At 45.6% G+C, this 26,206-nt stretch carries 23 protein-coding genes; 13 read left to right on the plus strand and 10 right to left on the minus strand.

All coding sequences use genetic code 11. From position 1 onward, the window contains the following. The first annotated feature begins 288 nt into the window (after positions 1-288). The 5 genes from QUA20_RS18950 (at position 289) to QUA20_RS18970 (ending at position 5,764) form a co-directional block, all read left to right on the plus strand. Positions 289-1,197, plus strand: coding sequence for a glycosyltransferase family 2 protein (locus QUA20_RS18950; RefSeq protein ID WP_333190620.1), 909 nt, complete (start codon positions 289-291; stop codon positions 1,195-1,197). A gap of 1 nt (position 1,198) precedes the next feature. Then, positions 1,199-2,356: a glycosyltransferase family 4 protein gene (locus QUA20_RS18955; RefSeq protein WP_333190621.1), complete on the plus strand. Its 1,158-nt coding sequence runs from the start codon at positions 1,199-1,201 to the stop codon at positions 2,354-2,356. A gap of 115 nt (positions 2,357-2,471) precedes the next feature. Next, positions 2,472-3,701 carry a glycosyltransferase family 4 protein gene (locus tag QUA20_RS18960; protein ID WP_172190952.1) on the plus strand — a complete coding sequence of 410 codons (1,230 nt, stop codon included), beginning with the start codon at positions 2,472-2,474 and terminating at the stop codon, positions 3,699-3,701. 59 nt (positions 3,702-3,760) lie between these two features. Continuing rightward, positions 3,761-4,843 carry an NAD-dependent epimerase/dehydratase family protein gene (locus QUA20_RS18965; protein WP_333190622.1) on the plus strand — a complete coding sequence of 361 codons (1,083 nt, stop codon included), beginning with the start codon at positions 3,761-3,763 and terminating at the stop codon, positions 4,841-4,843. Between the two features lie 75 nt (positions 4,844-4,918). After that, positions 4,919-5,764, plus strand: a complete 846-nt coding sequence (locus tag QUA20_RS18970) for a WecB/TagA/CpsF family glycosyltransferase (RefSeq protein WP_246276971.1) — start codon at positions 4,919-4,921, stop codon at positions 5,762-5,764. Positions 5,765-6,394: 630 nt separating this feature from the next. Here QUA20_RS18970 and QUA20_RS18975 read toward each other — a convergent pair. From QUA20_RS18975 to QUA20_RS18985, 3 genes are all read right to left on the minus strand, one after another. Continuing rightward, positions 6,395-7,354 (minus strand): DUF362 domain-containing protein, encoded by a 960-nt coding sequence (locus QUA20_RS18975; RefSeq protein ID WP_333190623.1) that lies wholly within the window; start codon positions 7,352-7,354, stop codon positions 6,395-6,397. 125 nt (positions 7,355-7,479) lie between these two features. Next, positions 7,480-7,806, minus strand: coding sequence for a hypothetical protein (locus tag QUA20_RS18980; protein WP_172190955.1), 327 nt, complete (start codon positions 7,804-7,806; stop codon positions 7,480-7,482). A gap of 172 nt (positions 7,807-7,978) precedes the next feature. Next, positions 7,979-9,403, minus strand: a complete 1,425-nt coding sequence (locus QUA20_RS18985; protein WP_333190624.1) for an aspartate ammonia-lyase — start codon at positions 9,401-9,403, stop codon at positions 7,979-7,981. 365 nt (positions 9,404-9,768) lie between these two features. Here QUA20_RS18985 and QUA20_RS18990 point away from each other — a divergent pair, with 365 nt between their 5' ends. The 3 genes from QUA20_RS18990 to QUA20_RS19000 all read left to right on the plus strand — a co-directional run bounded on the left by QUA20_RS18990 (position 9,769) and on the right by QUA20_RS19000 (position 14,342). Beyond that, positions 9,769-10,218 (plus strand): hypothetical protein, encoded by a 450-nt coding sequence (locus QUA20_RS18990; RefSeq protein ID WP_333190625.1) that lies wholly within the window; start codon positions 9,769-9,771, stop codon positions 10,216-10,218. Between the two features lie 263 nt (positions 10,219-10,481). After that, positions 10,482-12,347, plus strand: a complete 1,866-nt coding sequence (locus tag QUA20_RS18995; protein ID WP_333190626.1) for a hypothetical protein — start codon at positions 10,482-10,484, stop codon at positions 12,345-12,347. Between the two features lie 309 nt (positions 12,348-12,656). After that, complete coding sequence (locus tag QUA20_RS19000; RefSeq protein ID WP_333190628.1) at positions 12,657-14,342, plus strand: DNA repair helicase XPB; 1,686 nt, start codon at positions 12,657-12,659, stop codon at positions 14,340-14,342. Here QUA20_RS19000 and QUA20_RS19005 read toward each other — a convergent pair whose 3' ends face one another. The 4 genes from QUA20_RS19005 to QUA20_RS19020 form a co-directional block, all read right to left on the minus strand. Beyond that, positions 14,343-14,987 carry a peptidase M15 gene (locus QUA20_RS19005; protein WP_333190629.1) on the minus strand — a complete coding sequence of 215 codons (645 nt, stop codon included), beginning with the start codon at positions 14,985-14,987 and terminating at the stop codon, positions 14,343-14,345. It abuts the gene before it with no gap. A 191-nt stretch (positions 14,988-15,178) separates the two neighbouring features. Then, a complete protein-coding gene (locus QUA20_RS19010; protein ID WP_006631417.1) occupies positions 15,179-15,385 on the minus strand; it encodes a hypothetical protein in 207 nt (68 codons plus the stop codon). Between the two features lie 92 nt (positions 15,386-15,477). Next, positions 15,478-15,768, minus strand: a complete 291-nt coding sequence (locus QUA20_RS19015) for a GIY-YIG nuclease family protein (RefSeq protein ID WP_333190662.1) — start codon at positions 15,766-15,768, stop codon at positions 15,478-15,480. Positions 15,769-16,083: 315 nt separating this feature from the next. Beyond that, on the minus strand, positions 16,084-16,767 hold the full coding sequence (locus QUA20_RS19020; RefSeq protein ID WP_333190630.1) for a hypothetical protein: 684 nt from the start codon (positions 16,765-16,767) through the stop codon (positions 16,084-16,086). A 301-nt stretch (positions 16,768-17,068) separates the two neighbouring features. Between QUA20_RS19020 and QUA20_RS19025 the strand changes: the two genes are divergently transcribed. The 4 genes from QUA20_RS19025 (at position 17,069) to QUA20_RS19040 (ending at position 20,350) form a co-directional block, all read left to right on the plus strand. Beyond that, a complete protein-coding gene (locus tag QUA20_RS19025; protein WP_333190663.1) occupies positions 17,069-17,140 on the plus strand; it encodes a hypothetical protein in 72 nt (23 codons plus the stop codon). 172 nt (positions 17,141-17,312) lie between these two features. After that, entirely contained in the window at positions 17,313-17,648 is a 336-nt protein-coding gene (locus tag QUA20_RS19030) for an element excision factor XisI family protein (protein ID WP_333190631.1), read from the plus strand. A gap of 275 nt (positions 17,649-17,923) precedes the next feature. Next, positions 17,924-19,069, plus strand: a complete 1,146-nt coding sequence (locus tag QUA20_RS19035) for an iron-containing alcohol dehydrogenase family protein (RefSeq protein WP_333190632.1) — start codon at positions 17,924-17,926, stop codon at positions 19,067-19,069. A 99-nt stretch (positions 19,070-19,168) separates the two neighbouring features. Beyond that, a complete protein-coding gene (locus QUA20_RS19040; RefSeq protein WP_333190633.1) occupies positions 19,169-20,350 on the plus strand; it encodes an aspartate aminotransferase in 1,182 nt (393 codons plus the stop codon). Positions 20,351-20,462: 112 nt separating this feature from the next. Here QUA20_RS19040 and QUA20_RS19045 read toward each other — a convergent pair whose 3' ends face one another. Beyond that, the gene (locus QUA20_RS19045; RefSeq protein WP_333190634.1) at positions 20,463-21,605 is read right to left on the minus strand and encodes a hypothetical protein; all 1,143 of its coding nucleotides are present in this window, start codon (positions 21,603-21,605) and stop codon (positions 20,463-20,465) included. A 253-nt stretch (positions 21,606-21,858) separates the two neighbouring features. Beyond that, positions 21,859-22,743, minus strand: a complete 885-nt coding sequence (gene dapF, locus QUA20_RS19050) for a diaminopimelate epimerase (RefSeq protein WP_333190635.1) — start codon at positions 22,741-22,743, stop codon at positions 21,859-21,861. Positions 22,744-23,055: 312 nt separating this feature from the next. On the opposite strand from dapF, the gene QUA20_RS19055 reads away from it, so the two are divergent. Next, positions 23,056-23,268 carry an Hfq-related RNA-binding protein gene (locus QUA20_RS19055; protein WP_333190636.1) on the plus strand — a complete coding sequence of 71 codons (213 nt, stop codon included), beginning with the start codon at positions 23,056-23,058 and terminating at the stop codon, positions 23,266-23,268. A gap of 205 nt (positions 23,269-23,473) precedes the next feature. Here QUA20_RS19055 and QUA20_RS19060 read toward each other — a convergent pair whose 3' ends face one another. Next, positions 23,474-25,789, minus strand: a complete 2,316-nt coding sequence (locus QUA20_RS19060) for a cation:proton antiporter domain-containing protein (RefSeq protein ID WP_333190637.1) — start codon at positions 25,787-25,789, stop codon at positions 23,474-23,476. Positions 25,790-26,206 lie beyond the last annotated feature (417 nt).

Consider the following 26,206-nt stretch of genomic DNA (forward strand, 5'->3'; position numbering starts at 1 on the left):
TTCTAAATTCCAATTTATCACCAAAAAGTTCGCAGGTCAACTATAATACAGAAATAGTTGAGCCAGACCGACTTCTAGGACTGACGCTCTTCAACTCTCAAACATTGATACCCCGACCCCCTTCGCCAAGTGGGCACTCTTAAAGACCTCTTGTGAAAGGGGGGCGAGCGACTGCGTAAGCCCTAATTTCGTTCTTATAGCGGCGGTTGCAACCGCCGAGCGAGTGGCTAAATAAAACACTGTTATTTTTAGCCTTACCTATCGTTAAAAACCGCCAAACAGGGAAGAATGAACCGTACTAATATCGCCGTCCTTTTAACTTGCTTCAACCGCAAACAGAAAACATTAGCTTGCTTAGAGGCTCTTTTTAACCAGGCACTTCCAGCCAATGTAGATATTTCCGCCTATATAGTCGATGATGCCAGTACCGACGGTACCAGCGAAGCAGTTCACCAAGCCTACCCTCAAGTCAAGATTTTTCATGGGGATGGCAATTTATTCTGGAACGGCGGAATGCGCTTTGCTTTCACCGAAGCCATGAAAGACGATCCCGACTACTACCTTTGGCTGAACGACGATACAATTATGTATCCAGAAGCCGTTAAAACCTTATTAACAACCAGCAACCAACTTGCTCAAAAAGGAGAAACAAAAGCCATCGTCTCCGGTTCTACCTGCGATCCCCAAACGGGTAAAACTACTTACGGCGGCGTGGTGCGAGACCACCCCATTCTTCCCTTCCGGTACCGCCTTGTAGAACCAACTCAAGAAGCTCTAATTTGTAGCACAATACATGGCAACTGCGTTCTACTTCCTCGCAATGTCGTCCAACTTGTGGGCAACCTAAATCCTGCTTTTGTCCATTATATTGGCGATTGGGATTATGGTTTGCGAGCGAGACAGAAAGGATGTACAGTTTGGATTGCTCCAGGTCATTTAGGAACTTGTTCTCTGAACCCACAGGTGACAAAAACTGCCGCAAAAAATTTGAGCGAAGGGTTAGATAAAATGAGCACGCCGAAAGGTTTATCTTTTAAAGATGCGACCCTGCAACCGGCTGGAGAATGGAAAGTATTTACTCAGCAGCATGGTGGTTTGTTGTGGCCAATTTATTGGCTGCTACCTTATCGAAGGTTAGTTTGGCTTTCAGTGTTGAGTAAACTGGGATTGACTAAAAACAAAACTCAAGGTGAATAGGATGGTTGATAGAAATGAACTCCGCATTGCTTGGCTTGTCCCGGAAGTGGAACTGGGAGCTTACTGGCAGCCTGTTTTGAGGGAATTTACAAAAATTTTTAAGAATACTGTATTTTATACTGGTCGTGTTTGGTCTGGGTTCGATCCGACCCTGCCGGGAGCCTCGGCAATTCAGTTAGTAGGGGAGACTAAATTTGTCGAGACGGAAAAGATAGAAACAGGATACGATCGCGGATTCATTGTAGTATCGCCTAGTATTATCGGCTATTTGCTAAAATTTAGACCTCATGTGGTCTTTCCCCAAGCTTTCTCTTTGTGGACTGTAATTGTTGCGTTCTTAAAACCGCTACTGAGGTGGAAAATTGCGATTATTTACGATGGTAGTTCCCCAAATACCGACTTTAGAGATTCCAGTTTTAGGACATTTGTGCGCCGCATCCTTGTGCGGTTTGCCGATGCTTTTGTTGCCAATAGCAATGCAGGTAAAAAATATCTGATGGAAGTTCTAAACGTACCGGAGGATAAAATTTTTACCCGAACCTATCTCGTACCTGATGCGGGAGCTTTGCTGAAACGATTAGATCAAACTCAGCCCCCCAACTTGCAGTTGAAACGCCCGATTTTTCTGTATGTAGGGCGCATCACGGCGAGAAAGGGAATTCAAACGCTTTTAGAAGCTTGCGCTCTTCTTAAAAATCAAGGTTATGTTGATTATTCATTGTTGATTATTGGCAAGGGAGATCAGCGGAAAGAACTGGAAACATTTATTAAAGAGTGCGATTTTGAAGAGCAAGTAACGTGGGCGGGATGGGTGGAATATGGAAATTTAGGTGCTTATTTTCAGCAAGCTGATATTTTTGTGTTTCCTACTTTTGAGGATGTCTGGGGTATGGTTGTACCCGAAGCGATGGTGTTGGGAAAACCAGTATTGTGTTCAAATGGTGCAGCTTCCTGTGAGTTAATTATGTCAGGCGAGAACGGTTATATTTTCGACCCTAGCAGTGCTAAAGAGTTAGCGGATAAAATGCAAAGTTTTCTAGAGAATCCTGATTTGATTAAATCCATGGGAGAGCGTTCACGACAGATAATTTCTAAAAAAACTCCGGAAACAGCCGCGAAAGCTTACGTCGAAGTTACATCTTTCTTGATGGAGAAGTAGGTGAAGGAAGTTGGGCAATGGATTTTGTAAGGAATTTTGTAAGGAATTTAACGGATGGAGGGAATAGGGGATACGGAATCGGGAAAAATTAGCCATTACCAATTAGCAATTAGCAATGAAAGTTTTATTATCTGCGTTTGCTTGCGAACCAAATCTCGGCTCTGAAGAGGGAGTAGGATGGAATACCGTTATCCAATCTGCTAAACATCACGAAAGTTGGGTATTTACTCGCACGTTTTGTCGATCGTACATTGAAGCAGAACTCGAGCGGAACCCAGTGCCAAACCTGCACTTTGTTTATTTCGATCCGTTTGGGTGGAGCGAAGATTGGAAGGGGAAACAAGGATTGCTGCAACTTCACTACTATTTGTGGCAAATCTGGGCTTATTTTATCGCTCGTAAGCTCGATCGCGAAATCGGTTTTGACATAGTACATCACGTAACTTATGTCAAACATTGGTCTCCAAGTTTCCTGGCGCTGTTGCCGCATCCTTTTATTTGGGGGCCTGTGGGGGGTGCAGAAGCAGCACCAAAGCCTTTTTGGCAAGATTTTAGCCGTAGGGGCAAAATTTACGAAACGCTGCGAGCATTGGCTCAAAGCGTAGGAGAACGCGATCCGTTTGTGGGGCTGACGGCGCGCCGCAGTGCCGTGGCGCTGGCAACTACGGAAGAAACCGCCGCCAGACTGCGATTTCTCAAAGCAAAAAACGTGAAGATTTTCTCCCAAGTCGGTTTATCGCAGCAGGAAATTCAAGAACTAGAGCAATTTCCTATCCCGCCGGAGCAACCAATTAGATTCATCAGTGTCGGTCGTCTCTTACACTGGAAAGGGGTGCACTTGGGACTCCGTGCATTTGCGGAGGCAAAGCTGGAAAAATCGGAATACTGGATTGTGGGAGACGGCCCGGAAAGGCAGCGTTTGGAAGCTTTGGCAACAGAATTGGGACTGGCAAATAAAGTATTTTTTTGGGGAACTTTATCTCGCACTGAAACTCTTTCTAAAATGGGGGAGTCTCACGTTCTCCTCCATCCGAGTTTGCATGACTCTGGCGGTTTTGTCTGCACGGAAATGATGGGGGTTGGCCGTCCGACGATTTGTTTGGATTTGGGCGGCCCAGCTACTCAAGTGACGGCCCAAACGGGCATTAAAGTGGCTGCTACTGAACCCGATCGTGCTGTGCTAGGTCTAGCAGAAGCTATAGTGTGTTTAGCCCAGGATAGTGAATTGCGATCGCGCTTGGGTCGAGCGGGTCAAACGCGCGTCAGGGAAATCTATGATTGGAATATCAAAGGTAAATTCTTTGCCCAATTGTGCGAAGATGTATTCAACGGAAAATCAGGATAACTTCTGATTTGTTTGATCGAGCAAAACAAAGAAAACTATATTTTTTCAGGCGGTGAAACGTGGGCGTTGCAATCATTACTGGCTCTGCGGGTTTAATTGGCTCTGAGGCTTGTAAGTTCTTTGCCAAACAAGGCTTAGAGATAGTTGGCATCGACAATAATATGCGCCAGTTCTTTTTTGGTGCTGATGGTTCTACAAACTGGAATCGCCAACTGCTCGAAAAGTCCTTGGGTACCAAGTATTATCACTTAGATGTGGACATTCGCGACTATGAAGCGATTACCAATATCTTTCAGCGGTACGGCGAGTCGATCGAATTAGTAATTCACACAGCAGCCCAACCCAGCCATGATTGGGCTTCCCGTGCTCCGAAAATAGATTTTACCGTCAATGCCAACGGCACTCTCAATCTTCTAGAAGTAACTCGCTTGTACTGTCCTAAAGCGGTTTTCATTTTCACTTCTACTAATAAAGTATACGGCGATACACCCAACAAATTGCCTTTAATTGAATTAGAACACAGATGGGAAATTGAAGCGGGCCACACTTACGAAAGCGGCATTCGGGAAGATATGTCTATCGACCAGTGCCTGCACAGTTTGTTTGGTGCTTCTAAGGTAGCTGCTGACATTTTAGTTCAAGAATACGGTCGATATTTTAATATGAACACCGCTTGTTTTCGTGGCGGCTGCCTGACGGGACCCAATCACTCGGGAGCTCAATTGCACGGCTTCCTCGCATACTTGATGAAGTGCGCCGTGACGGGAACTCCTTACACCGTGTTTGGCTACAAAGGCAAACAAGTCCGCGATAACATTCATAGCGCTGATTTAATTTCGGCATTTTATGAATTTTATAAGGCTCCCAGAAGCGCCCAAGTTTATAATACTGGAGGAGGCAGATACAGCAATTGTTCGATGTTAGAAGCCATCCAGATGTGCGAGGCAATTGCGGAACGCAAATTTAATTGGACTTATGCTGAAGGGAATCGCATTGGCGATCACATTTGGTGGATTAGCGACAATTCAAAATTTTCCAGTCACTATCCTAACTGGAAAATGAAATATAACGTTAAACAAATCCTACAAGAGATTTATGAATGTAACCGCGAGCGTTGGCTGAAAGAAGGGTCGGATGGTTGAGCTGGGAAAAAAGAATGTGCTGGCAATTTTGGGAAACGATGGAATACAAATTTAAAGAAATCCTACAGGAGATTTATGAGTGTAACGGCGAGCGTTGGCTTAAAGAGGTCTTCCATGATTGATAAAGGCAAAAAGAATGTACTCGGCATATTAGTAAATGCCGTTAATTATGAAGCGGCTGTTAGCAAAATTATTGCAGCAGCCAGCGCCGGAAAACCAATGTCAGTTTCGGCTCTAGCGGTTCACGGTGTAATGACTGGGGTTCTTGACAGCACTCATCGCTATCGGATCAATCACATTGACTTAGTATTGCCAGACGGACAGCCGGTCAGGTGGGCGTTAAATTGGCTCTACCACACGGAATTGCCCGATCGAGTTTGCGGCCCGAATGCGATGTTACAAATCTGCGAACGTGCCGCAGAAGAAGGATTATCTATCTATTTGTACGGCTCTCAAGCTTCTGTGCTGGAGGCTTTATCTTACAATCTTTGCCAACGTTTTCCCAAGTTAATTATAGCTGGAACTCAGCCTTCTAAATTTAGGCAGGTTTCGGCCCAAGAAAAACAAGAAATTGCGCAGCAAATCCGCAACAGCGGTGCAGCAATTACTTTTGTCGGTTTGGGATGTCCGCGACAAGAAGTCTGGGCTTACGAATACCGGGACGACTTATCAATGCCACTGATTGCTGTAGGTGCTGCTTACGATTTTCATGCGGGTAATTTGGCTAAAGCTCCTGAGTTTTTATCTAAGATAGGTTTGGAATGGCTGTTTCGGATGATTAAGGAACCCAAGCGCCTTTGGCAGCGCTATGTTTTTTTGAATCCGCTTTATATATGGCTGTTTTTGCTGCAAGCTTTGAAAATCAAACAGTTCGACCCCACAGATGCCACGCCGCCTGTGGAAGAAGTATTGTATGGTTGAAATTTTAAGAGCTGTGGTGAATGGTCAGTTTTCACAAATAAAAAGCCCAAAGCCCAAAGTAGGAATAATAAATAATTATTTTGACTTTCGAGTTTAAGCTGGTGATGATTGGAATCTCGAATTAATAGGGTGTTTTCTATGACTTATGTGTTGCTTGTTTTGTAACTACTGTCTAGGTAACAGAAAAAGCGTCAGCCGTCCTTGTTGTATGATTTTGATGGTTTGCTCTCGACAGCCAGTGTAGTCGCACCCTAAAGTTATCGTGGCGAGGTTTATTATTTTGTCATAGTTGATTTCGGGCAGAGAGGATTGGCTTTTGTCTTGATTTATTCCAGGATTGAGTGGGATTTCGCCATTGGGTTCAATGCTTCTATTTTGGGAAATTGGGGTGCTAGGATTAAGGGAATTGACTGCTAAGAGCATTAAGGCTAAAGAAGGAGAACAGCTCAGCAAAGCCACTAGGTTTTTGTTGGCGATAACTTTCCAGTAGACGTGCAAGATTTTAGTTTAACAGATCGATCGATGGATGTGAGGCGATCGCATAAAATTTCACTTTTTATTTGAGATTGCTTATTGGTATTGAAAGTCCGCCTGCGCGGACTTTCAAGTTTGGGGATAAGTCGAGTTTAATTATTTGCCAGCGTAAGCAGCCATCCGTTCTTTGATAAACCGGATATAAAAATGCCTGAAAGTAGACTTAATTACCCGCGGCATACCAAAGTCAATCGGCATCATACTTTCGGGTAACTTCCAATCCAAAACTTTGAGAGTTTCCGGTTGCAAAAGCGGAAAATCAATCGCCTCTAAATTCGAGCAAAGTCCCAATCTCATCGCCGCAGCTACAGTCGGAATCGCCGCCGGATCGGCATTAATAATTTCAACTAAAGTTCTGTCCAAAGCAAACACATCATCAGAGGCTCCCAAAATTCCCAAAAACTTAGGTTCGCCGCCGCTTGGCCCGTTACCTTCGTGACCGATAATTGCATCCAAAATCGTCAAATTTGGGTTAATTGCCCGGGCAGTTTCTACCAGCATTTCACCGAATCTGGCGCTATCTTTGCCAGCTTCCATGTGCCACCAAGCCTTCATTTTGCCGGGGACGCAGCCGAACAAATTTTTCACGCCCATTGTCACCGTTAATTGAACGTGAGATTTGAGTTTGGGCAAATTAATCACTACATCGGCTTCCATTGCTTCTTTGCAAATTCGCAGATGATTGAAATCTTCGCTGAGAGTTTCGTAGCGTTTTCCTTGAAACTCAACTACTGGCAAATTCAGTTCTTCCAACAGCGGCAAATAACCGTTGGCTTTGGCTACACCCATTGCGCTACCAAAAGCTGGACTATCGCCTAAAAACGGTTTTCCTCCCGCTTCAATTACCATTTTAGCCACGCAGTAAACCAATTCTGGGCGGGTGACGCATTCTTTTGTAGGACGAGAACCGGTGAGGAGATTGGGTTTGAGTAAAACCCGATCGCCCGATTTGACAAAAGCCGAGATTCCGCCCAAGGGTGCGAGCAAACTTTCTAAAGATGTTTGCAAAATTTGGCGATCGTATGAATTGGCGCTAATTAAACTAACAACAGACATAATTATGAATTAATTTGTAATTGGTTATCGATGGGGAATAATCTCAATGTAACGCACGCACGGATCGCCCTAAGCAGGGCGATCCGCGCGCACCTTACCAAGAATAATCTCAATACAAATGAGTCCTAAGTATCCATCGCCAATCTACCAGCAGCAGCCCGCTGCATGGTACTAACTCGCAGCGAGTTAGAGAATACTCCTTGACCTTGCAGTTCAGGGATAGCAGGTTTAACTTCAACTTTCACCAACCGGGCAGTACAGATAAAAACCGTTTGATCGGCTAAATGGAAAGTCAACCAAGGTTGGTTTAACAAATGCAGCACTTCGTCTTGGAATTCTTGTGCAGGCATCGGAATAGTAAAGGTTTCGGTGTGACCTTCCACATAATGAAATGTCACTTGAGTCGTGTTCTCTTTATCTTGAGTTAATTTGCCAAAAGAACCTGCGCGCATAAATCTTGCTCCCAAACTTTAGACTATAAAAAAATCCAGAATAAAATGTAAAAGATTGAATTCTGAATTCTTTAACTTTAACCTGTGACAGCCGTTAGGCACAACTCAGAAGGCAGAATGTAGAATTCAATCAATTTCAGCCTTCTAGTTTCTAGCTGATAGCTTCGAGATCCTAAGCGTTAGCAGAAGATGCCGGCATCGCACTCATTTTTTCTAAATCTAGAACTTTTGCCAAGTCTTCTGCACTCATTAAACCCCTTTCTAGCACAATTTGCCGCAAAGATTTGCCGGTTTCTAAAGATTCTTTAGCGACAGCGGCGGCGTTGAGATAGCCGATGTGAGTGTTGAGGGCGGTAACAAGGGCGAGACTGCCTTCAGCATAAGCGAGGCACCGATCGCCCTTAGCTTCAATTTTTTCGAGGCATTGTGTAGTCAGGGCGCTGATGGTATTGCCTAAAATTTCGATGCTGTGAATGAGGTTGTAGGCAATCAGGGGCATCATCACGTTCAATTCTAATTGTCCTGCTTGGGCCGCCAGGGCGATCGCGCTATCGTAACCCATAACTTGAAAACAAACCATCGATGTCATTTCTGCCATCACAGGATTGTATTTTCCCGGCATAATTGACGAACCGGGTTGCACGGGAGGCAGTTGAATTTCTTTCAAACCCGTTTTCGGCCCTGAGTCCATCAAACGCAAGTCATGGGACATTTTAAGGCAATCCTGAGCGAGATTTCGCAGTGAACCGGAGACATTTACAAACGGTGCCATACTCTGCATAGCTGCCATTAAATGCCTTGCTGGTTTCAAGGGGTGGTCGATTAATTCGGAGAGAATATCAGCAACTTTTTGACTGTATTCAGGGTGAGTATTTAACCCTGTTCCGGCCGCACTCCCCCCCAATCCGAGGGATGTCAAATCATCGGATGCCCTGTCAATTCTCAAGGTATGTTCTCTGAGAATTTGCGCCCAAGCGCCGAAGGTGTCGCCGAGTCGAACTGGCACAGCATCTTGCATATGAGTGCGGCCGGATTTAACAATATCTTTGAATTCTTCGGCTTTGTTTTCTAAAGCGACTACGGCATCCGACAAAGCCGGAAAAAGAGTTTTTTCTAACGCCAACAATCCGCCGATCCGAATCGCCGTCGGAATCACATCATTTGTCGATTGACCGTAGTTTACATGATCGTTAGGACTAACGCGCTTGTAGTTGCCTTTTTCCTCGCCCATAATTTCCAAAGCGCGATTTGAAAGAACTTCATTAACGTTCATGTGGTGAGAAGTTCCGGCGCCGGCTTGGTAGACATCAACTACAAATTGAGCGCGCAAATTGCCTGCTAGGATTTCATCTGCTGCTTGGACAATTGCTTGACTGATGTCTTGGGGAATGCAGCCGAGGTCGCCATTGGCGATCGCCGTTGCTTTTTTAATTAAAACACAAGCATCAACGTATGTTGATAAAGGCTTAATACCGCTGATCGGGAAATTTTCAACTGCGCGCAGGGTTTGGATGCCGTAGTAGACATTAGATGGGATTTGTTTGTCCCCCATCGAGTCGCTTTCGGTGCGGTAGCTGATGGTTGGGTGTTCGCTCATATCGCCTTGTTTGTGATGATTGGGAATTGGGAATTTTTTTTAACAATGCTGACTGCCACTGTTGTTTTACCGCCCTGGCGGGCCCAGTAAAACAACAGTCACGATTGTAAATAATTATCTCACAGTCCGAGTTAAATCTCAAAGCTCAAATCTTAATTTAAGATTATTTTCCTAAAATCGTGCAACTGCGCTCGATATTTTAATTTTTATTGAATAAGCAATTTAAAATATCCAAATTGATTATTTAAATAGTAGATAATCTAGATAAATTCTCGAATTTAAAAATGTAAATATAAAATTGGACAATCCAGAGCGACTTGGCTACAATCATAAAAGTAAACCATTTTCCAAGAGTTTTAAAAGCCATGAACAAACCAGCAAAAAGTTTCAAACACTCGCTAAATATTTTGATAATCGGCTTATGTGCCTCTGCGATTTTTCCGGCTTCAGTAAAGGCTATATCCAGCATTGTTCCCACCGCAGCAATCCCGGACAGACCGGCGATTTTAATGAGTCAGCAACCGCAGGAGATTCAGTTTAAGCGCGGTGCTAGTTCAGCGGAAGTAAAAGGAGGAGTAGCGCGCGGCGAAGTCATGATTTATCTGATTAAGGCCAAAGAAGGTCAAACCATGAATGTTGAGATCCAATCAGTTGAGGGAAATGCTGTTTTTAAGGTGGTCGCTCCCAATACAAACGCCGTAGCTGAAGGAGAAAAAAGCTGGTCTGGAGAATTGCCGCAGACGGGAAAATATCAGATAGTCGTCGGTACAGAACGAGGAGGCGCCAGTTACACTCTGTCAGTTTCGATCGACTAATTGTATGGTACGTAGTCACGAGATATTCAAGCAGCTTGGAGATTGTTGGTAGCGACGCACTCTACGTTCTAGAGTAGTTGTGTAATTCCGAGTTTTTTAGATCGCCTACTTTTGTACTTGATCGGATAAAAATCACGTCTGTTTAACAATAAATATTAAACCATACTTCTGAATTTTGTTACAAAAATTCAAGTTACAATTTTCGGAAAGTTGTTATATTTGGTAGCACAAACAATTTTGCAGCAGGCGAATTGCCAAAAATTATGCCGCGTTACCAAACCCTAGATGATGTTACTACCCTCCAAGAGGCACTCGAAGGAATAATTGTTGAAGATTTAAAAAAGCTGAATGCACTGTTGTCGGGCGATCGTAAATTAACCCGCAAAGCTGACCTAGTTGCTGGGATTAAACAGCAAATGCAGGGAGAAAAACTCAAGCAAGTTTGGGCGCAATTAGACGACCTACAAAAAGCGGCCGTAGCGGAAGTTATACATGGGTCAGGTGGTGGCTATGATGCCGATGTATTTATGGCGAAATACGGACAACAACCAGACTGGGGAAAGAGCGATCGCTATGGATATAACCGAGAACCCTCTCTACTATCCTTGTTCTTCTACGGCACTGCTATACCCTACGATCTTGAAAAAAACTTGCTGAAGTTTGTGCCAAAACCTCAAGCAACTTCCTTAAATCTGGTTGGCGATGTACTGCCAGATAATTTTATGGTTCGTGTAGAAAAACATAACTTTCGTACATCTCAAAAAGAGGTATCCGAGTACGAACTTCCTTTGACAACTTGTGAAATGGAACGGGCAGCCCCAAAGGATTTGGAAGCAGTTTTGCGTCTGATTCAGTCGGGCAAAGTTGCCGTTAGTGAGAAAACCGCGTTACCTGGTGCCACAACTCTGAAAGCGATCGCCGCTGTATTGCAAGGGGGTGATTTTTATAACGACGAACAGCGCCAAGCTACTTTGGAAAAGGGCGATATATTCTACGAGGTTGGTAACATCAAATCCTTTGCTTGGGCCGCGATCGCCCAAGCGAGCAAATTCGCCGAACAATCCGGCAAAAAGCTAGTTTTGACCAAAGCGGGACAGAAAGCTTTGCAAGAATCACCTGCCAAAGGATTACAGACAGCATGGAAGCGCTGGTTAAAAACAAACACTTTTGATGAATTTCGCCGCATTGATGCTATTAAAGGACAAACTGGCAAGGGGGCGCGCGGCATGACAGCGGCGGCGGGGCGGAGAGAGGCGATCGCCTCAAGGCTAGCAGAATGTCCTGTCGGTAAATGGATTCTGTTTAGCGAATTTAGCAGGTATATGTTGGCAACGGGCAATCGGTTTGAAGTAACGCGCGATCCCGACAATCTCTATATTTCTGAATTTGGGTATGGTAACTTAGGATATTCGGGCAGTCACGATTGGCATATTCTGCAAGAAAGATATATGCGCTGCCTGTTGTTTGAGTATGTTGCTACCCTGGGAATAATTGATGTTGCCTATGCCGATCCGTCCCTCGTACCCAGCGATTTTGACGATCTTTGGGGAACGGACGATTTGAGATTTCTCAGCCGCTACGACGGCTTAATATCTTTTCGCCTGACAGCTTTGGGGGCTTACTGTTTGGGATTGACTCACAATTACACCCCGCCAGCAATTGAGTTCCGTCAAACACTCCGCGTACTGCCCAATTTAGATATTGTTGTAGCAGGAGAAGGCATTGCGACATCAGATGCGATCGTCCTCGATCTCTATACTAAAAAAGTTTCAGATGTCGTCTGGCAACTCGATCGACAAAAGCTATTTACCGCCATTGAAGCCGGATACCCGCTAGCAGAATTTAAAGAAGTTTTAGAGACAAGAAGTATCGAACCGCTACCCGAAACCGTACAGCAATTTCTGACGGATGTTACAGAACGAGCGAATAGTTTGCAAGATGCAGGAACTGTCAAGTTAATCGAATGTACTAACGCCCATTTAGCATTGTTGATTGCCAATGATTCCCGTAGCAAAAAATTCTGTCAGCTAGCGGGCGATCGCACTTTAGCAGTTCCTTTATCCCAGGAAACTAAATTTCGCAACGCGCTGCGGCAGATCGGCTACGTCTTACCCCAGCGGGATAAATAATACACCTGATACTATTAGTGTCAAAAATCACCCGAAAACCTTTTTATCTTTCGTTTATAGCTGAGTCCAGATCCCCCTAAATCCCCCTTAAAAAGGGGGACTTTGAGTATTTGTAGGGTGCGTCGCTGGCGATAAATCCTAAAAAAAGATCGACAATCTCAATCGCGACGCACCTTATAACATGGACTGGAGCAAATCAACCAAACTTTTCTGTTCTAACAAACTTATTCCGTCTTCCTTCTTCCCTCTTCCGTCTTCCTTCTTCCGTCTTCCTTTTTCCCTCTTCCGTCTTCCTTCTTCCTTATTCCTATGACTTACGTTCCCGAAAATGCTTTGATCGTGCAAAGCGATCGATCGATCTTACTAGAAGTTCACGCTCCCACAGCACAACAGGCGCGAGAAGCGATCGCCCCTTTTGCAGAATTAATCAAAAGTCCCGAACACATCCACACCTATCGCATCACGCCCCTCAGCGTGTGGAATGCGCGGGCGGCGGGAATGCCAGTTGAAGACGCGATCGCAGCTTTGCGAAATTATGCCAAATATCCCATTCCTGAGTCCGTAGCGCAGGAAATTGAACTCTTGGGGGCGCGGTATGGATTAACTGTAATTGAAAGAATCGATGCGCGTCGCCCCGATTTACAACTGCGAATTGCCGATTTGCCCCTAGCGGAATTGCTGATACGGGACGATCGCGTTAAACCAATGTTGGGTAAGCGCATCTCCGATCTTTGCTTTCAAGTCGATGCCGGGAATCGTGGCGTACTCAAGCAAGCTTTACTAGCGGTGGGCTATCCGGCAGAAGATTTGGCTGGATATGTCGAGGGTGCCGAATTAGGGATTTCTTTGCGCGATCGTACTTTAGCGGACTTGCCCTTTAAGTTGCGTGCTTATCAACAAGAAGCAGCAGAGGCATTCTATCAGGAAGGGCAGGTAAAAGGTGGAAGTGGGACGATCGTCCTACCGTGCGGGGCTGGTAAAACCATAGTCGGGATGTTAGCGATGAGTTTGGTAAAGCAAAAGACACTCATCCTCACCAGCAGTTTGACTTCTGTGCACCAGTGGCGCAGGGAAATATTAGACAAAACAAGTTTAACTGAGGATGCGATCGCTGAGTACAGCAGTGTCACCAAACAGACGGCTGCTGTCACCCTATCAACTTACCAAATGCTAAGTTATCGATCGAATAAAGATGATGAATTTCCGCATTTCGAGTTGTTTAATGCGGAATCATGGGGACTGATTATTTATGATGAAGTCCATCTATTACCTGCACCGATATTTCGGATCACCGCTGAATTACAAGCACGACGCAGGTTAGGTTTAACTGCGACATTGATTCGCGAAGACGGGAAAGAAGGCGATGTATTCACGTTGATTGGGCCCAAGCGCTATGACGTACCTTGGCGCGAATTGGAAGGACAGGGATTTATTGCCACTGCCAATTGTACGGAAATCCGCGTCGCCCAAAATGAGGCGGAAAAAATGGAATATGCCCTAGCGCCCCGCCGCCAACAGTTTCGCATTGCTGCGGAAAATCCGGGTAAGTTGGATGTGGTGCAAGGTTTGTTGCAAAAGGAGGCGGGACACCGTATTTTAATTATTGGCGAGTATCTCGAACAGTTAGATGCGATCGCCAAAATTACCGAATTGCCTCTGATTACGGGGAAGACAAAACAGGCAGAGCGCGATCGGTTATACGAAGCATTCCGTCACAAAGAGATTCCCGGATTAATTCTATCTCGCGTGGGCAACTTTGCCGTCGATTTACCCGATGCCGATGTGTTGATTCAAGTATCGGGAAAGTATGGTTCTCGCCAAGAAGAAGCGCAGCGCCTCGGACGAATTCTCCGCCCCAAAGCCGACGGACACAATGCCAGCTTTTATACATTAGTATCGCTACAAACTTGCGAGGAAGATTTTGCCCGACACCGCCAACTCTTCCTCACCGAACAGGGCTACAACTATCGCATAGAAGTTCAAGGCGGTGGTTAGTCAGCGAGCGATAAATTCTTGGTAAAACTGCTCATGCAAACCTAAGAAATTATCCATCCCCTTCTTTGTAAGATACCCGCTATTCTTACCAGTGTGCGGGTTTTGTACGTAGCTATCAATTTCTTTTGAAACATTAGGATTCTCGCTCCACCTAATGTTGAACGCTGCATACTTTGGGAAAAAGGTCATTGCTGCATAAGCATCAATGTGGTCATGTATCCACCATGCCAATGCTGTCCAATCTTGAGTGCGTTCATAGTAAGGGATGAATGATGTAACAATAATACATACTGTTGCTCCCATATACCCCTCTGAATCTTTTACGTCCCAGATATGTTCTGCATAGTTGTCCTCATTACTGGCACAGCCGTACTGATTTTTATTCTCTGCTCCTTTGGCGTTCACCGCACAAGAACGATAGGCTGAGCGGATACTAATCCGACCGAGCGCATCTTGAATTGGTTCAAGTACCCTCTCACACAAATTCTTTCCTGCTTTGATCGCCAAATCAGGATCGCTAGGAATGTTAGGGATACCTTCAATTTGAGAGATTTCTGAATAAAGAAACTCACGCATGAAAAAACTCTTAGAGAGTTGAACCCGTCCTAGCTTTTCCAAAGCTTTAACAGTTTGTGGTTGTCTCATAGAATGAACTACAGCAATTAGAGGTGAATAGCTTAATGTTACAATACTGGCAGATAATTTAGAAGCATTGTTTCAGCCAAAAGCAACGTTCCGGTTGAGTGGCTAGAAATAACTTTTGCATCACCACCAATATCTTTCGGTAGTCCGCTCCAACCGGGTTGTTAGACCGCGGCGATCGCCACTTGACGCTGTTATTGTCCGCGTCCTGGTTTGCAATCTGCAAAACCTAATGCCTCTGTGTCAAGGAAACTAGCGATCGCCATCTCAATGACTGCTTCGATTGGGTATTCAATTTCAGCAGCACGAGCAATTAGGGCAGCACGAATTCGTTCAGGAAAACGTCCTAAAATAACTTCGGCATCAGCGAGGGAAAGTTGCTCTTGAAGTTTGGCTTGCATGGCTTTACATCTCAGTTAGAATTTGGACGTTGTAAGGGGGTTCAGCAGCTCTTAGAATGATGGCTTCTAGCTCCAATAGTAACGCAGGGTTCTCAAGCGTGAGAAATTGTCTGTACTGCAATTCCTATGTCTTCATCGCTATATTTATCGAGCCATGCCCACAAAAAAGCTTTGTGTCCACCACTGAAGCGACCTCGTAAGCTCTTGGTTTTACCGATGTAGAGCAATCCATCAGTTCTGTGCCTGATTGCATAAATGCCAGGACGCGCAGGAATGCTCTCAAACCCACGGGTCAAGGGTTGACATTGCTCAAAAGGGATGAAAGCAATCGCGTCTAGAATTCTTCGCGCTTGGATTTGTATGTCAGAATCATTCGTTGGCATGAAGGCAAGAAGGCTGATTGCACAGAAATCATAATCCCACAAATTCTGTTACAACCATCATCAACTAGGGATGGTTTCCTGCGCGATCGCACAGAGAAGGCGATCGATCCCGAGCTGATTTGAGCCTTGGCCGTGCCTGTGTTTTTCTAGGATATGGGAAAGGGGCGAGCAAGCGAGAGAAGTTGCGGGCGATCGTCGTGTTTCACTTGTCGCGAAAAAATGTAAAGTTCGCGTTCATCTGGGACAAGTAATATTTGCATCTAAGCCGACCTTTTTTGTAGGTTCCGGTGCAGCGCAGTTGTTAGCTCGCCGCGTTCACTTCAGATAATTAAATAAGGAACTGGGAGAACTACTTGAGAATCGAGGGGATGTTAGAATACCGTAAATAACTCTCTTCATCAACTCAAATTCACTATGGTTAAAATTCCACCAATCTGTATCTGTTGAATGCTCAATACCCTGGATGTGAATCTTATTCCTTAGTTTTCTGATTTTACTGATTTCTTTATACAAGTCTCCTACCTCACCAAGCATTTTTTTGTCTTCAACTTTTTTGCACATATCGTGTAACGTCATTTTCATATCTATTGGAGGTGAAACCTTAATAAATATCTCAGTTTCATTATGAAATTTGTCTCCTTTAACGTCATACTCAGTGCTCGTCAGCTTTTTGTAAGACTGCCACTCTGTTTTTTTCATCTTACCCGCACTAACAATAATGTAATAGAAGAGAGCTTCGATTATTGAAGCACCATAGACAACAAAAGATTTAATATTCTGTTTTTCCAAAGGACTGCTTAATTTGATATATTTGAGTAGCCTATCGAGAAATTCCAGATATTGCAAGCTATAAGCAATATTCTTCTTAAGAGGCGTTATATCCGTACTCTGAAAGTAGCTATTTTCTTTGATTAAGTGACCTAAATGGTTTTCTAAATTATTGATTGAAGCTGGATACCAAGTATCTTTATTTCCTGTTACAGTTAACTTTTCTGCCATAAAATATTCACTGTGTCGCAGATCCGGTACAATACGTCATAAAACCATAAAATACCGCAGATCGCTGATGTATGTCAACAAGACATGAGAGTTCAAGAGATTCGTGCCGATCTTTCCTAACCTAAATTATCGAATATCGAATGTCTAGACGCGATAATTTACATTTCTCCTTGCGTCGCACCCTCGAAAAAGACGGTGGACAATTACGGACGATCCTTTAGTATTAGTGTTATAGCAGGCTATTTGGAAAGCAGACTTAGGCTCAGAAAAGTTTTTCGCTGCCGAAAAAGAAGGGCATAAAATCGCTGTTGAAATCAAAGACTTCGATTCACCATCAGTAATTAGCGAACTGGAAAAAACGATGTCGGCGTAGGCTCTACCAATGGGCATTAGAAGAGCAAGAACCGGAGCGTCAGTTGTTTTTAGCAGTGAGCAAGCGATCTACATTAAGCACTTTCAAAAACCCATTTTTTAGTTAGCTGTCCAGCGAAATAAAATCAACTTATTAGTTTACGAACCAAGTCAAGAGGCGATGCGATTCTCCAATGGATAACTCACTAGCCTATGCAGACATTCTTAAAAAAACCTTGCAAGAAGCAACTCGCGCGCAACCCCGTTTACAGGCGATCGAGCTTTACTCCGTCTGTGATGTCGAGTCGGGTCACTTTTTGGTTCTCGCGACAGGCTGGGATAAACAGCGCTGGATTGACACCATTCTGTTTCATGCTTGTTTAATTGATCGTCAAGTTGTAATTGAAGAGGATAACTTCGAGGAAGCTTTAAGCCAATTACTGATTGAGGCTGGTATAAAAGCAGAGCATACCGTGACTAGCTCCTTCTCTGACAACAGCGATCAACAAAGAACCTATCAAACACTGTAAAGCCCTTTGATCGACAATTGTTATGCTGAAACAAAGCATCTGTCCTTTCAGCACTATGCAACATAAATCATTAAAACGATCGAATTGGAAGTCTACAATTGGGTGAATACTCCCCAACTCCCCTCAACTCCCCCCTCCCATCCCCCAACAGCCCAACAATACTTAATAAAAACTTTACAAAACTTACCCGATCGCCCAACATGAGTTAGAGTTATCCTATAAAATCCAGCAATCCTGCAAAGCGTCAACCTTCTCGTCACTTATCCAGTGGTTCGATGACTCAAACCCAAAGTACCAAAACCGCCACCGCACCAGCAATTTATTCCTTGACAATTGCTCCCGCCTGTGTATTGCGGGGTCGATCGGCGATCGCACAAGCCGGAGATGCGATCGCCCGTTGCGGAAAGCGGCCGCTAATCGTCGGCGGCAGCAACTCCCTCGCCGCCACCCAACCCTACCTGCAACCAATCCTCCAACAGCAGCAGTTACAATCCGCCGAAACAGCATACGGCAAGGATTGCAGCGAAAGAAGCCTCGAAACCCTCCGCGCAGCAGCCGCCACCCATGAAGCCGATTTCATCATCGGAGTAGGCGGCGGCAAAGCCTTAGACGCAGCAAAACTCGTCGCCCATCAGTGCAAAATCCCGATCGTCACAATACCCACATCAGCAGCCACCTGTGCCGCTTGGACAGCCCTTTCTAACATTTATTCAGAACAAGGTGCATTCCAATACGATGTCACATTAGCCAGATGTCCAGACTTATTAATACTCGATTACGGTTTGATTCAAACCGCACCGCAGCGGACATTAGTAGCAGGAATTGGAGATGCGATCGCCAAATGGTACGAAGCATCAGTCAGCAGCGGACACTCCGAACAAACCCTGATAATTTCGGCCGTCCAACAAGCTAGAATACTGCGCGATATTTTATTCCAAAAATCAGCCGCCGCCCTCAAAGAACCCGGTAGCGAAACCTGGCAAGAAGTCACCGATGCAGCCGTATTGCTAGCAGGAGTAATCGGCGGAATTGGCGGTGCCCAATGCCGCACCGTCGCCGCCCACGCCGTCCACAACGGCCTAACTCATCTATTAGCAAGTCACGGCACATTGCACGGCGAAAAAGTCGCCTACGGCATTTTAGTACAACTGCGGCTAGAAGAAATGCTGCAAAACAATCAACTCGCCGCTAGCGCCAGACAGCAACTGCTAAAATTCTATGCCGAGATTGGATTGCCCCAAACTTTAGACAACCTCGGACTCGGAGACATTACCCTCACAGAATTGCAGCGCGCCGCCGACATAGCCTGCAATCCTAATTCCGACATCCACCGACTGCCTTTTAAAGTTGTTCCCCAACAATTAATGGCAGCGATGGTTTCTACCACCGCACCTGTGGGAGAATTAAAGATTAAGAATTAAAACAGTTTGTAGTAAGGACTTTAGTCCTGAAAAGGCTGTGCTAGCAAGGACGAAAGTCCTTACTACAAACCAGGAAAACTGACAACTGACAAAAAATAAATGACCTTGGATTGGATTACCCCTGCTGACAGGTTGCAAAAACTACCGCCCTACGTATTTGCCCGTCTCGACGAACTCAAAGCCCGCGCCCGCGAACAAGGACTCGATTTAATAGACTTAGGAATGGGAAACCCCGACGGTGCCACTCCTCAACCAGTAGTAGAAGCCGCCGTCGCAGCCATCCAAAATCCTGCAAATCACGGCTATCCACCATTTGAAGGAACTGCCAGTTTCCGCCGTACTATTACTAAATGGTACAGCCGCCGCTACAACGTTGAACTCGATCCAGAAAGCGAAGCATTGCCTTTGTTGGGTTCTAAAGAAGGTTTAGCACATTTTGCGATCGCCTATATCAATCCAGGGGACTTAATATTAGTACCAAGTCCCGCTTATCCCGTATTATTTCGCGGCCCGATTATCGCTGGTGCAAAAGTTCACAACATCATTCTCAAACCAGAAAATGACTGGGTAATTGACTTAGCCGACATTCCCGACAGCGTAGCCGAACAAGCCAAAATACTCTATTTCAATTATCCCAGTAATCCGACTGGAGCAACAGCACCCCGCGAATTTTACAAAGATATTGTTGCTTTCGCACACAAACATCAAATCTTGCTGGTTCACGACTTGTGTTATGCGGAATTAGCCTTTGACGGCTATCAACCGACAAGTTTATTAGAAATTCCCGGCGGTAAAGAAATCGGTGTCGAATTTCACACCATGTCCAAAACCTACAATATGGCCGGCTGGCGAGTCGGTTTTGTAGTAGGAAATAGCAAGATTATTCAAGGTTTGCGGACCTTAAAAACTAACCTAGATTACGGTATATTTTCCGCATTGCAAACAGCAGCAGAAACAGCACTGCAATTGCCCGACAGTTACTTGCACGAAGTGCAGAATCGTTACAGGACTCGCCGGGATTTCATGGTGGAAGGATTGGCAGAATTAGGTTGGAATATTCCGAAACCTCTGGCTGCAATGTATCTTTGGGTTCCCTGCACTCCGGGCATGAGTTCGACTGATTTTGCCCTGAATGTTTTGCAGCAAACCGGTGTTGTGGTGACTCCTGGGAATGCTTTTGGGCCGGGCGGCGAAGGATATGTGAGAATTAGTTTAATTGCAGATTGCGATCGACTGGGAGAAGCATTGCGGCGCATGAAACAAGCAAACATTCGATATTAGTCATTAGTTAGTGGTTATGTGTGGGTTGTTAGTTGTTAGTTGTTATTGGTTATTTGTTGGTGATAATAACCAATTATCAACGGACAACTGACAACTGACAAATGACAACTAACTATAACGTTTTAATTTGCTCAATCACCCAGTCAAAAGTTTGCATAACTTGCTTGAGGGCAGATTCATCTTGCAAAGTAAACAAAGCCAGACTCGGCGACCTTCTCTCGCCCGGTTCTATAGGTAGCGACAGACCGATCGAACTCAGCTTGCTTCTCAATTCCAGCCAATTTTCTTCCGCATTAAACGGCGGCCCGGAACCGTAATTGTCAGCAGAAATCTCCATTCTGCCAGCAATATCTACAGTGAATAGCTGATAGGGTTTTCTTCCCCTTTGAGGCAATTGAGCGGCGAAACCGCCGTAGGCATCCCCCGTTCCCCAGTGGATTTGAACTTCGGGTTCTTGACTTTTTGCCCAAAGGTAAATTGCTTTTGCCATTTGCGCCTCGTCCGCGCCCCGTCTAGCTTTGATTTCCGCAAAAAATGAAGATTCATCCCAGCGCCTTCTTTCGCGTGTTGCGCTGGATTTTTTCTGCTGTGCTTCCGCTGTCTGACCGATCACTCTGGGAACCAAAGTTCTGAGGCCGTCTTCACTTACATACTGCTTAATTTCCAGGGCCAAAACTTCAACCGGGTCCATTTGTTCGTTGAGAAATTCCACAACTCGGCGCATTTCAGCGGAAATCTCGTCAGCTACAAACACTAAGCGAACTTTACCCGCTTGCAAATTAGTTTTAACCTTCTGCCAAAATCGGTCTTCATTAGCATCCGCACCGAGAAACTCTTCAAAAATCTGTTCGGGATCGCGACCCCGATCGCGACAATTAGCTTCAAACAGAGCAATAATTGAATCGACAGGCCAGTAAAACAACGCATTAGCAGCATAGTCGATCGACTGACCCAACACTTTTTGTCGCAGTTCGGCATTAAGAGTTCGCCGGACATCCACCAAAGTAGGAACTGCATTTTGGTCGAGAAACAAATGATCCAGCGACCACTGCACCGCTGTTTCCTCATCGCTGGGTGCAGCTTCCCGCGAAATTAACAGCCACCTGCGCGCCGTAGCCCGATCGATTTGGTCTCCCGGGATCAAATTAGGATAAGTTACTAGCAAGTCTTGTAATTGGTCTTCCGAGTCGTAGGGCTGTTCCATCATTTCTACCAGCCTGTCGTCGTCCTGAATCAGATAAATACCTCCAGCCATGCCAGCCCACCTACTTAATTTTAGATTTTAGATTTTAGATTTTAGATTTTAGATTTCAGGCTTAGTTATTAGTCTTCAGTCTTCAGTCCGCAGCAAATAACTTGTAAAGGCAGAAGGCATTGGTTAGAATTCAATACAAATTTTGAATTCAATAATTTTTATTGTTTGTTGATTCAACAAAAAAATCCTTCTGACGAGTGACTGATGCCTAATAATAACTGATAACTGATGACTGATGACTGATGACTAATAACTAATCACTAATACAACCAGTAAATACTAGCTGTGCCGGTCCGGTCATGTAAATCCGCCCAGACACTTCTGCCCATTCGATTTCCAAAACGCCGCCGGGGAGTTCAACCGCAGTTGCCCGATCGCACTTCCCTACCAACACTCCAGCTACCACAGCAGCACAAGCACCAGTCCCACAAGCTAGAGTAACACCTGCGCCTCTTTCCCACACCCGCATTTTTACATAGTCCGAACGTACCACTTGAATAAATTCCGTATTGGTACGCTGCGGGAAGGCTTTGTTGTGCTCGAATTGAGGCCCGACAGTTTCTAAAGCAACAGCCGAAACATCCTCTACAAACGTAATGCAGTGGGGATTTCCCATGCTGACGCAGGTAACAGACCAAGATTTATCAGCAACTTCGATCGGCACATCAATAACTTTCGCATCCGGTGCGGCCAAAGTTGTCGGAATTTCCGCAGCCAGCAGCCGGGGAACTCCCATATCCACCTTAACCTGACCGTCCGATCGCAATTCGGTGATAATAACGCCCGCACCGGTATGAATCCGGTACTCAGTCTTAGATGCACTCCCTCCCGAAGCTTGGGGGGGTTGGGGGGCGTGAATTTCCGACGCTTCCAAATCGGCGATAAACTTAGCCAAACAGCGAATCCCGTTGCCGCACATTTCCGGTTCCGAACCGTCGGAGTTAAAAATCCGCATCGTATAGTCTGTGCCGTTTTGACCCGGAAGAGCAAATATCGCGCCGTCTGCGCCAATCCCGAAATGTCGATCGCACAAATCCACAGCTTGTTCTGGTGTAATCGCCGGTTCTGACGAGTGGCGGTTGTCAATCAGAATAAAATCATTTCCCAGCCCCTGATACTTCGCAAACTCGATCGGCATAAAAACAAACCTCTTTTGGTTAAAACTGATTAGATAATTCGATCGCCAAATTACCAATTTCCCACTATTATAAAACTTTATGCAATTTATCGTCCTTTCTAGTGCAATATCAAGACATATAATATTTATAACTCCACAGCGATATCTAATTAATGCTGATGTCAATGGCTCAATGAAGATCTGTCGAAAAGTAGCGGCCAATGGGTTTATCCTTCATCGAGTAGAGGCGCTTGTAGTTGGGCCAGTACCGTTTAAACCGTATAAACAGAAGAATATGGTTTAAGGTAATATTTGACTATATTTTTCTGAACTATGTCTGAATTTGAAACCGGATTGCCCAGCGTTCGCTTAATACAAAGCTACATCAAAGACAAAGAACAGGTGGAGATCAAACTCCTTACTGGCGACTTACTAGCGGGCAGAATTTTTTGGCAGGATCATAGCTGCATTTGCCTCCTCGATGCCTCAGAACAACAAATTCTGATTTCGCGACCAGCAATTGCTTATATCAAACCCAACGGCTGAGGAGAGTGGGAGAGTGGGAGAGTGGGAGAGTGGGGGAGGGGGAGATTGGGAGAGGGGAAAAATCTTCCCTCTTCCCTCTTCCCTCTTCCCTCTTCCCTCTTCCTTCTTCCTTCTTCCCTCTTCCTTCTTCCCTCTTCCTTCCCTCTTCCCTCTTCCTTCTTCCTTCTTCCTTCTTCCCTCTTCCTTCTTCCTTCTTCCTTCTTCCCTAATCGCTAAACAGCTTTTCGCTGACTTGGGCGGTAATAAAAGGCAGCTTTAAAGCAGATTGCCGAACTGGCGGCGAGGCCGTCCGCTGCATCAAGCCGAGTTCGTAGAAGCCGCCGCACAGCAGCAAACGATCGCCTTCTTGCAAATTGGTAGTTCCGTCCGGCCAGCGAGTAAATTTCCCTTCCCGGCGGATCGCCCGCACCTGCACCCCGTACTGGGTCAGCAAATCTACCTCTGACAGTTTTTTGCCCGCCCAAGGGCTGCTTGCTGGCAGCCTCAGCCACTGGCAAGAACTGTCGCCCTGCGGCACTGCAACTTCCCCCTTCGCCAGCAACTCAAAACTGATGAGTTCTTCGGGTTCTCCCACTACAAAAAGTCGATCGCCCAACTGCAAAGCTGTCTTGCCGTTAGGATAATCAATTTCCTCGCCATTCTTGCGGACGATCGCCATCACGCTGACCCCTGTCAACTGCCGCAAGTTAGTTTCTTCCAGAGTCATGCTGGCGATGGGAGAACCTAACGGCAAGCTGTACCACTCGCTGTTCATATCTCGAACCGCCACTTTCAAATCCCGCGAAACCGCCAAAGGTTCGCGCGGCGGCCGCAATTCCAGATAGCGGCTGCTGCGAATTTGCTGCACTTCCCGCGCGATCGCGGTTGCCGAGATCCCGATGCCAGCCAGCAAGTGGGCAGACAGTTCTAAACTCGCCTCAAACTCCGGCTGCACGACTTCCCAGGCCCCCAGTTGGTAAAGCAGTTCGATGTCTTTATCTTTGTTGGCCCGCACCACAATATCCAAATCCGGGACTAATTCTAAAGCCCGCTTCAGACACAAGCGAGTGCTCATGGGATCGGGAAGGGCGATCGCCATTGCTTTTGCCCGTTCCACCCGCGCGGCTTCCAATACGTGCAAGCTGGCAGCATTCCCGTAAATGTAAGGAATTCCTTGGACTCTGCAGTCTTGAATTCTACTTTCTGACTCGTCGATCACTACAACAGAACAGTTGCGGCTTTGCAGCATTTTGACTAAAATTCTGCCGACTCGCCCGTAGCCGCAAACCACAACATAATTTTGTTCCGGCAAAGTTTCAGCTATTGCCACAGGTTGAGATGTTTCGTCAAAATAGCGCTGCAAAGGCCCGAATTTTTCCGCCCATTTCAATAACTGCGGCACGCTTCTCAACACAAACGGAGTCAGCACGAGAGTGACTGCTGTAGTTCCTAAAATTAACAGGTAAACGTTCCGCGAAACCAGCCCCATAGCTTGGCCGGAACTAGCGAGTACAAAGGAGAATTCTCCTATTTGAGCTAAGCCCAAACCTGCGATCAATGCTGTTTTTAGCGGATAGCCAAATAATCGGACGATCGGCGTTATAATCAAAAATTTGCCGACAAATACTATAAATACCAGTCCCAGAATTACTTCTAGATGGTTCCACAGAAACACCGGGTCAATTAACATTCCGATGGTGACAAAAAATAAGGATGCAAAAATATCTCGCAAAGGCTCGACATAAGTTAGAGTTTGGTCGGCATATTCCACCTCCGAAATCATTAAACCCGCCACAAATGCGCCCATCTCGATCGAAAAACCCAAATATTCTGTAAGCAGCGCAATCCCTAAAGCCAAAACCACAACTCCCAGCAAAAACAGTTCCCGACTTTCTGTTTTCGCGAGGTAGCGCAGCAACTGCGGTACCATCCAAATGCCGGCGACTACAGCACCGGCAGCAAATAACCCGATCCGCAGCAGGGCCCACGCTACCGTCATGCCGATCGCTTCTGCTGGCTGGTTGAGTGCCGGCAAAACTGCTAGCATTAGCCCCAAAGCCAAATCTTGAACTACTAATATTCCCAGCATGACTTGACCGTGGGAAGTACCGGATTCATTGCGCTCCATCAAGCATTTCAGGACGACTGCGGTCGAAGAAAGCGACAGAATCGCTCCTAAAAACACGCCTTGAGCGGGCGATTCTACCCAGCCTACAGCCAAGGAAATTGCAGTAGTAATGGCGATCGTCAGCACAATTTGCAAACCCCCCCCGCCCAAACTAATGGCTTTTACTTTCTGGAGTTCGGCGAAAGAAAATTCCACTCCCAAGGCAAATAACAGAAAAGCAACCCCGAATTCAGCCAGGGTGTCTACCTGAATTAATTCTTTAATCAGCCCCAAACCGGCCGGCCCAATTACGATCCCTCCCAGGAGATACCCGAGAATTACCGGCTGTCGCAACAGCGATGCAAAGAGTCCTCCTGCTGCGGCAGCAGCGAGAACTAGAACTAAGTCAACGATCAGTCGGAAGTCTTCTTGCACAACTTTATGAAAAAAGTATAAAGTTATATTATAGTGTCTAATGTGTTGACTATGTTTAGTGGGTTGACTGTAGTTGGGGAGCGAGGGCAACTGCAACTATAGAACCAGGTATTTTCTGATACCAAAGAGTTTATCTCCTCACAAAAAGCTTAACCTCTTGCAAGTCGATCTAGCCATTGGGGCTTGATTGTGGGTAATGTTTCACCTCAACCCGATGAGGGCGGAAAGATTAAATCAAGTTACTTTTTTTAATCAATTTCAGGCTGGGTGGAGTGATGTTGATTGCTTTTTTGTAGGGAGCGGTTTTATCGTGGTGTACGTTCACCGATCGGCGATCGGTAAAAAAAATTAGTTGAAATCGTTTTTAGTCAAGCCATACTTGCGGATTTACCCAATCTACTGCATAATTACTCTGAC

Origin of the sequence: Microcoleus sp. Pol7_A1, from assembly GCF_036701085.1 — a bacterium.
Classification (GTDB): domain Bacteria; phylum Cyanobacteriota; class Cyanobacteriia; order Cyanobacteriales; family Microcoleaceae; genus Microcoleus; species Microcoleus asticus.

Coding starts and splice junctions, on each gene's coding strand:
- QUA20_RS18980 (WP_172190955.1), bottom strand. CDS start 7,806: ATGCGCGCAGGTTCTTTTGGCAAATTAACTCAAGATAAAGAGAACACG.
- QUA20_RS19055 (WP_333190636.1), top strand. CDS start 23,056: ATGTCTGAATTTGAAACCGGATTGCCCAGCGTTCGCTTAATACAAAGC.
- QUA20_RS19000 (WP_333190628.1), top strand. CDS start 12,657: ATGACTTACGTTCCCGAAAATGCTTTGATCGTGCAAAGCGATCGATCG.
- QUA20_RS18970 (WP_246276971.1), top strand. CDS start 4,919: ATGAGTGTAACGGCGAGCGTTGGCTTAAAGAGGTCTTCCATGATTGAT.
- QUA20_RS19005 (WP_333190629.1), bottom strand. CDS start 14,987: ATGAGACAACCACAAACTGTTAAAGCTTTGGAAAAGCTAGGACGGGTT.
- QUA20_RS18995 (WP_333190626.1), top strand. CDS start 10,482: ATGCCGCGTTACCAAACCCTAGATGATGTTACTACCCTCCAAGAGGCA.
- QUA20_RS18975 (WP_333190623.1), bottom strand. CDS start 7,354: ATGTCTGTTGTTAGTTTAATTAGCGCCAATTCATACGATCGCCAAATT.
- QUA20_RS18960 (WP_172190952.1), top strand. CDS start 2,472: ATGAAAGTTTTATTATCTGCGTTTGCTTGCGAACCAAATCTCGGCTCT.
- QUA20_RS18985 (WP_333190624.1), bottom strand. CDS start 9,403: ATGAGCGAACACCCAACCATCAGCTACCGCACCGAAAGCGACTCGATG.
- QUA20_RS19020 (WP_333190630.1), bottom strand. CDS start 16,767: ATGGCAGAAAAGTTAACTGTAACAGGAAATAAAGATACTTGGTATCCA.
- QUA20_RS19045 (WP_333190634.1), bottom strand. CDS start 21,605: ATGGCTGGAGGTATTTATCTGATTCAGGACGACGACAGGCTGGTAGAA.
- QUA20_RS18950 (WP_333190620.1), top strand. CDS start 289: ATGAACCGTACTAATATCGCCGTCCTTTTAACTTGCTTCAACCGCAAA.
- dapF (WP_333190635.1), bottom strand. CDS start 22,743: ATGCCGATCGAGTTTGCGAAGTATCAGGGGCTGGGAAATGATTTTATT.
- QUA20_RS19040 (WP_333190633.1), top strand. CDS start 19,169: ATGACCTTGGATTGGATTACCCCTGCTGACAGGTTGCAAAAACTACCG.
- QUA20_RS19015 (WP_333190662.1), bottom strand. CDS start 15,768: ATGCCAACGAATGATTCTGACATACAAATCCAAGCGCGAAGAATTCTA.
- QUA20_RS18990 (WP_333190625.1), top strand. CDS start 9,769: ATGAACAAACCAGCAAAAAGTTTCAAACACTCGCTAAATATTTTGATA.
- QUA20_RS18955 (WP_333190621.1), top strand. CDS start 1,199: ATGGTTGATAGAAATGAACTCCGCATTGCTTGGCTTGTCCCGGAAGTG.
- QUA20_RS19030 (WP_333190631.1), top strand. CDS start 17,313: ATGGATAACTCACTAGCCTATGCAGACATTCTTAAAAAAACCTTGCAA.
- QUA20_RS19010 (WP_006631417.1), bottom strand. CDS start 15,385: ATGCAAGCCAAACTTCAAGAGCAACTTTCCCTCGCTGATGCCGAAGTT.
- QUA20_RS19035 (WP_333190632.1), top strand. CDS start 17,924: ATGACTCAAACCCAAAGTACCAAAACCGCCACCGCACCAGCAATTTAT.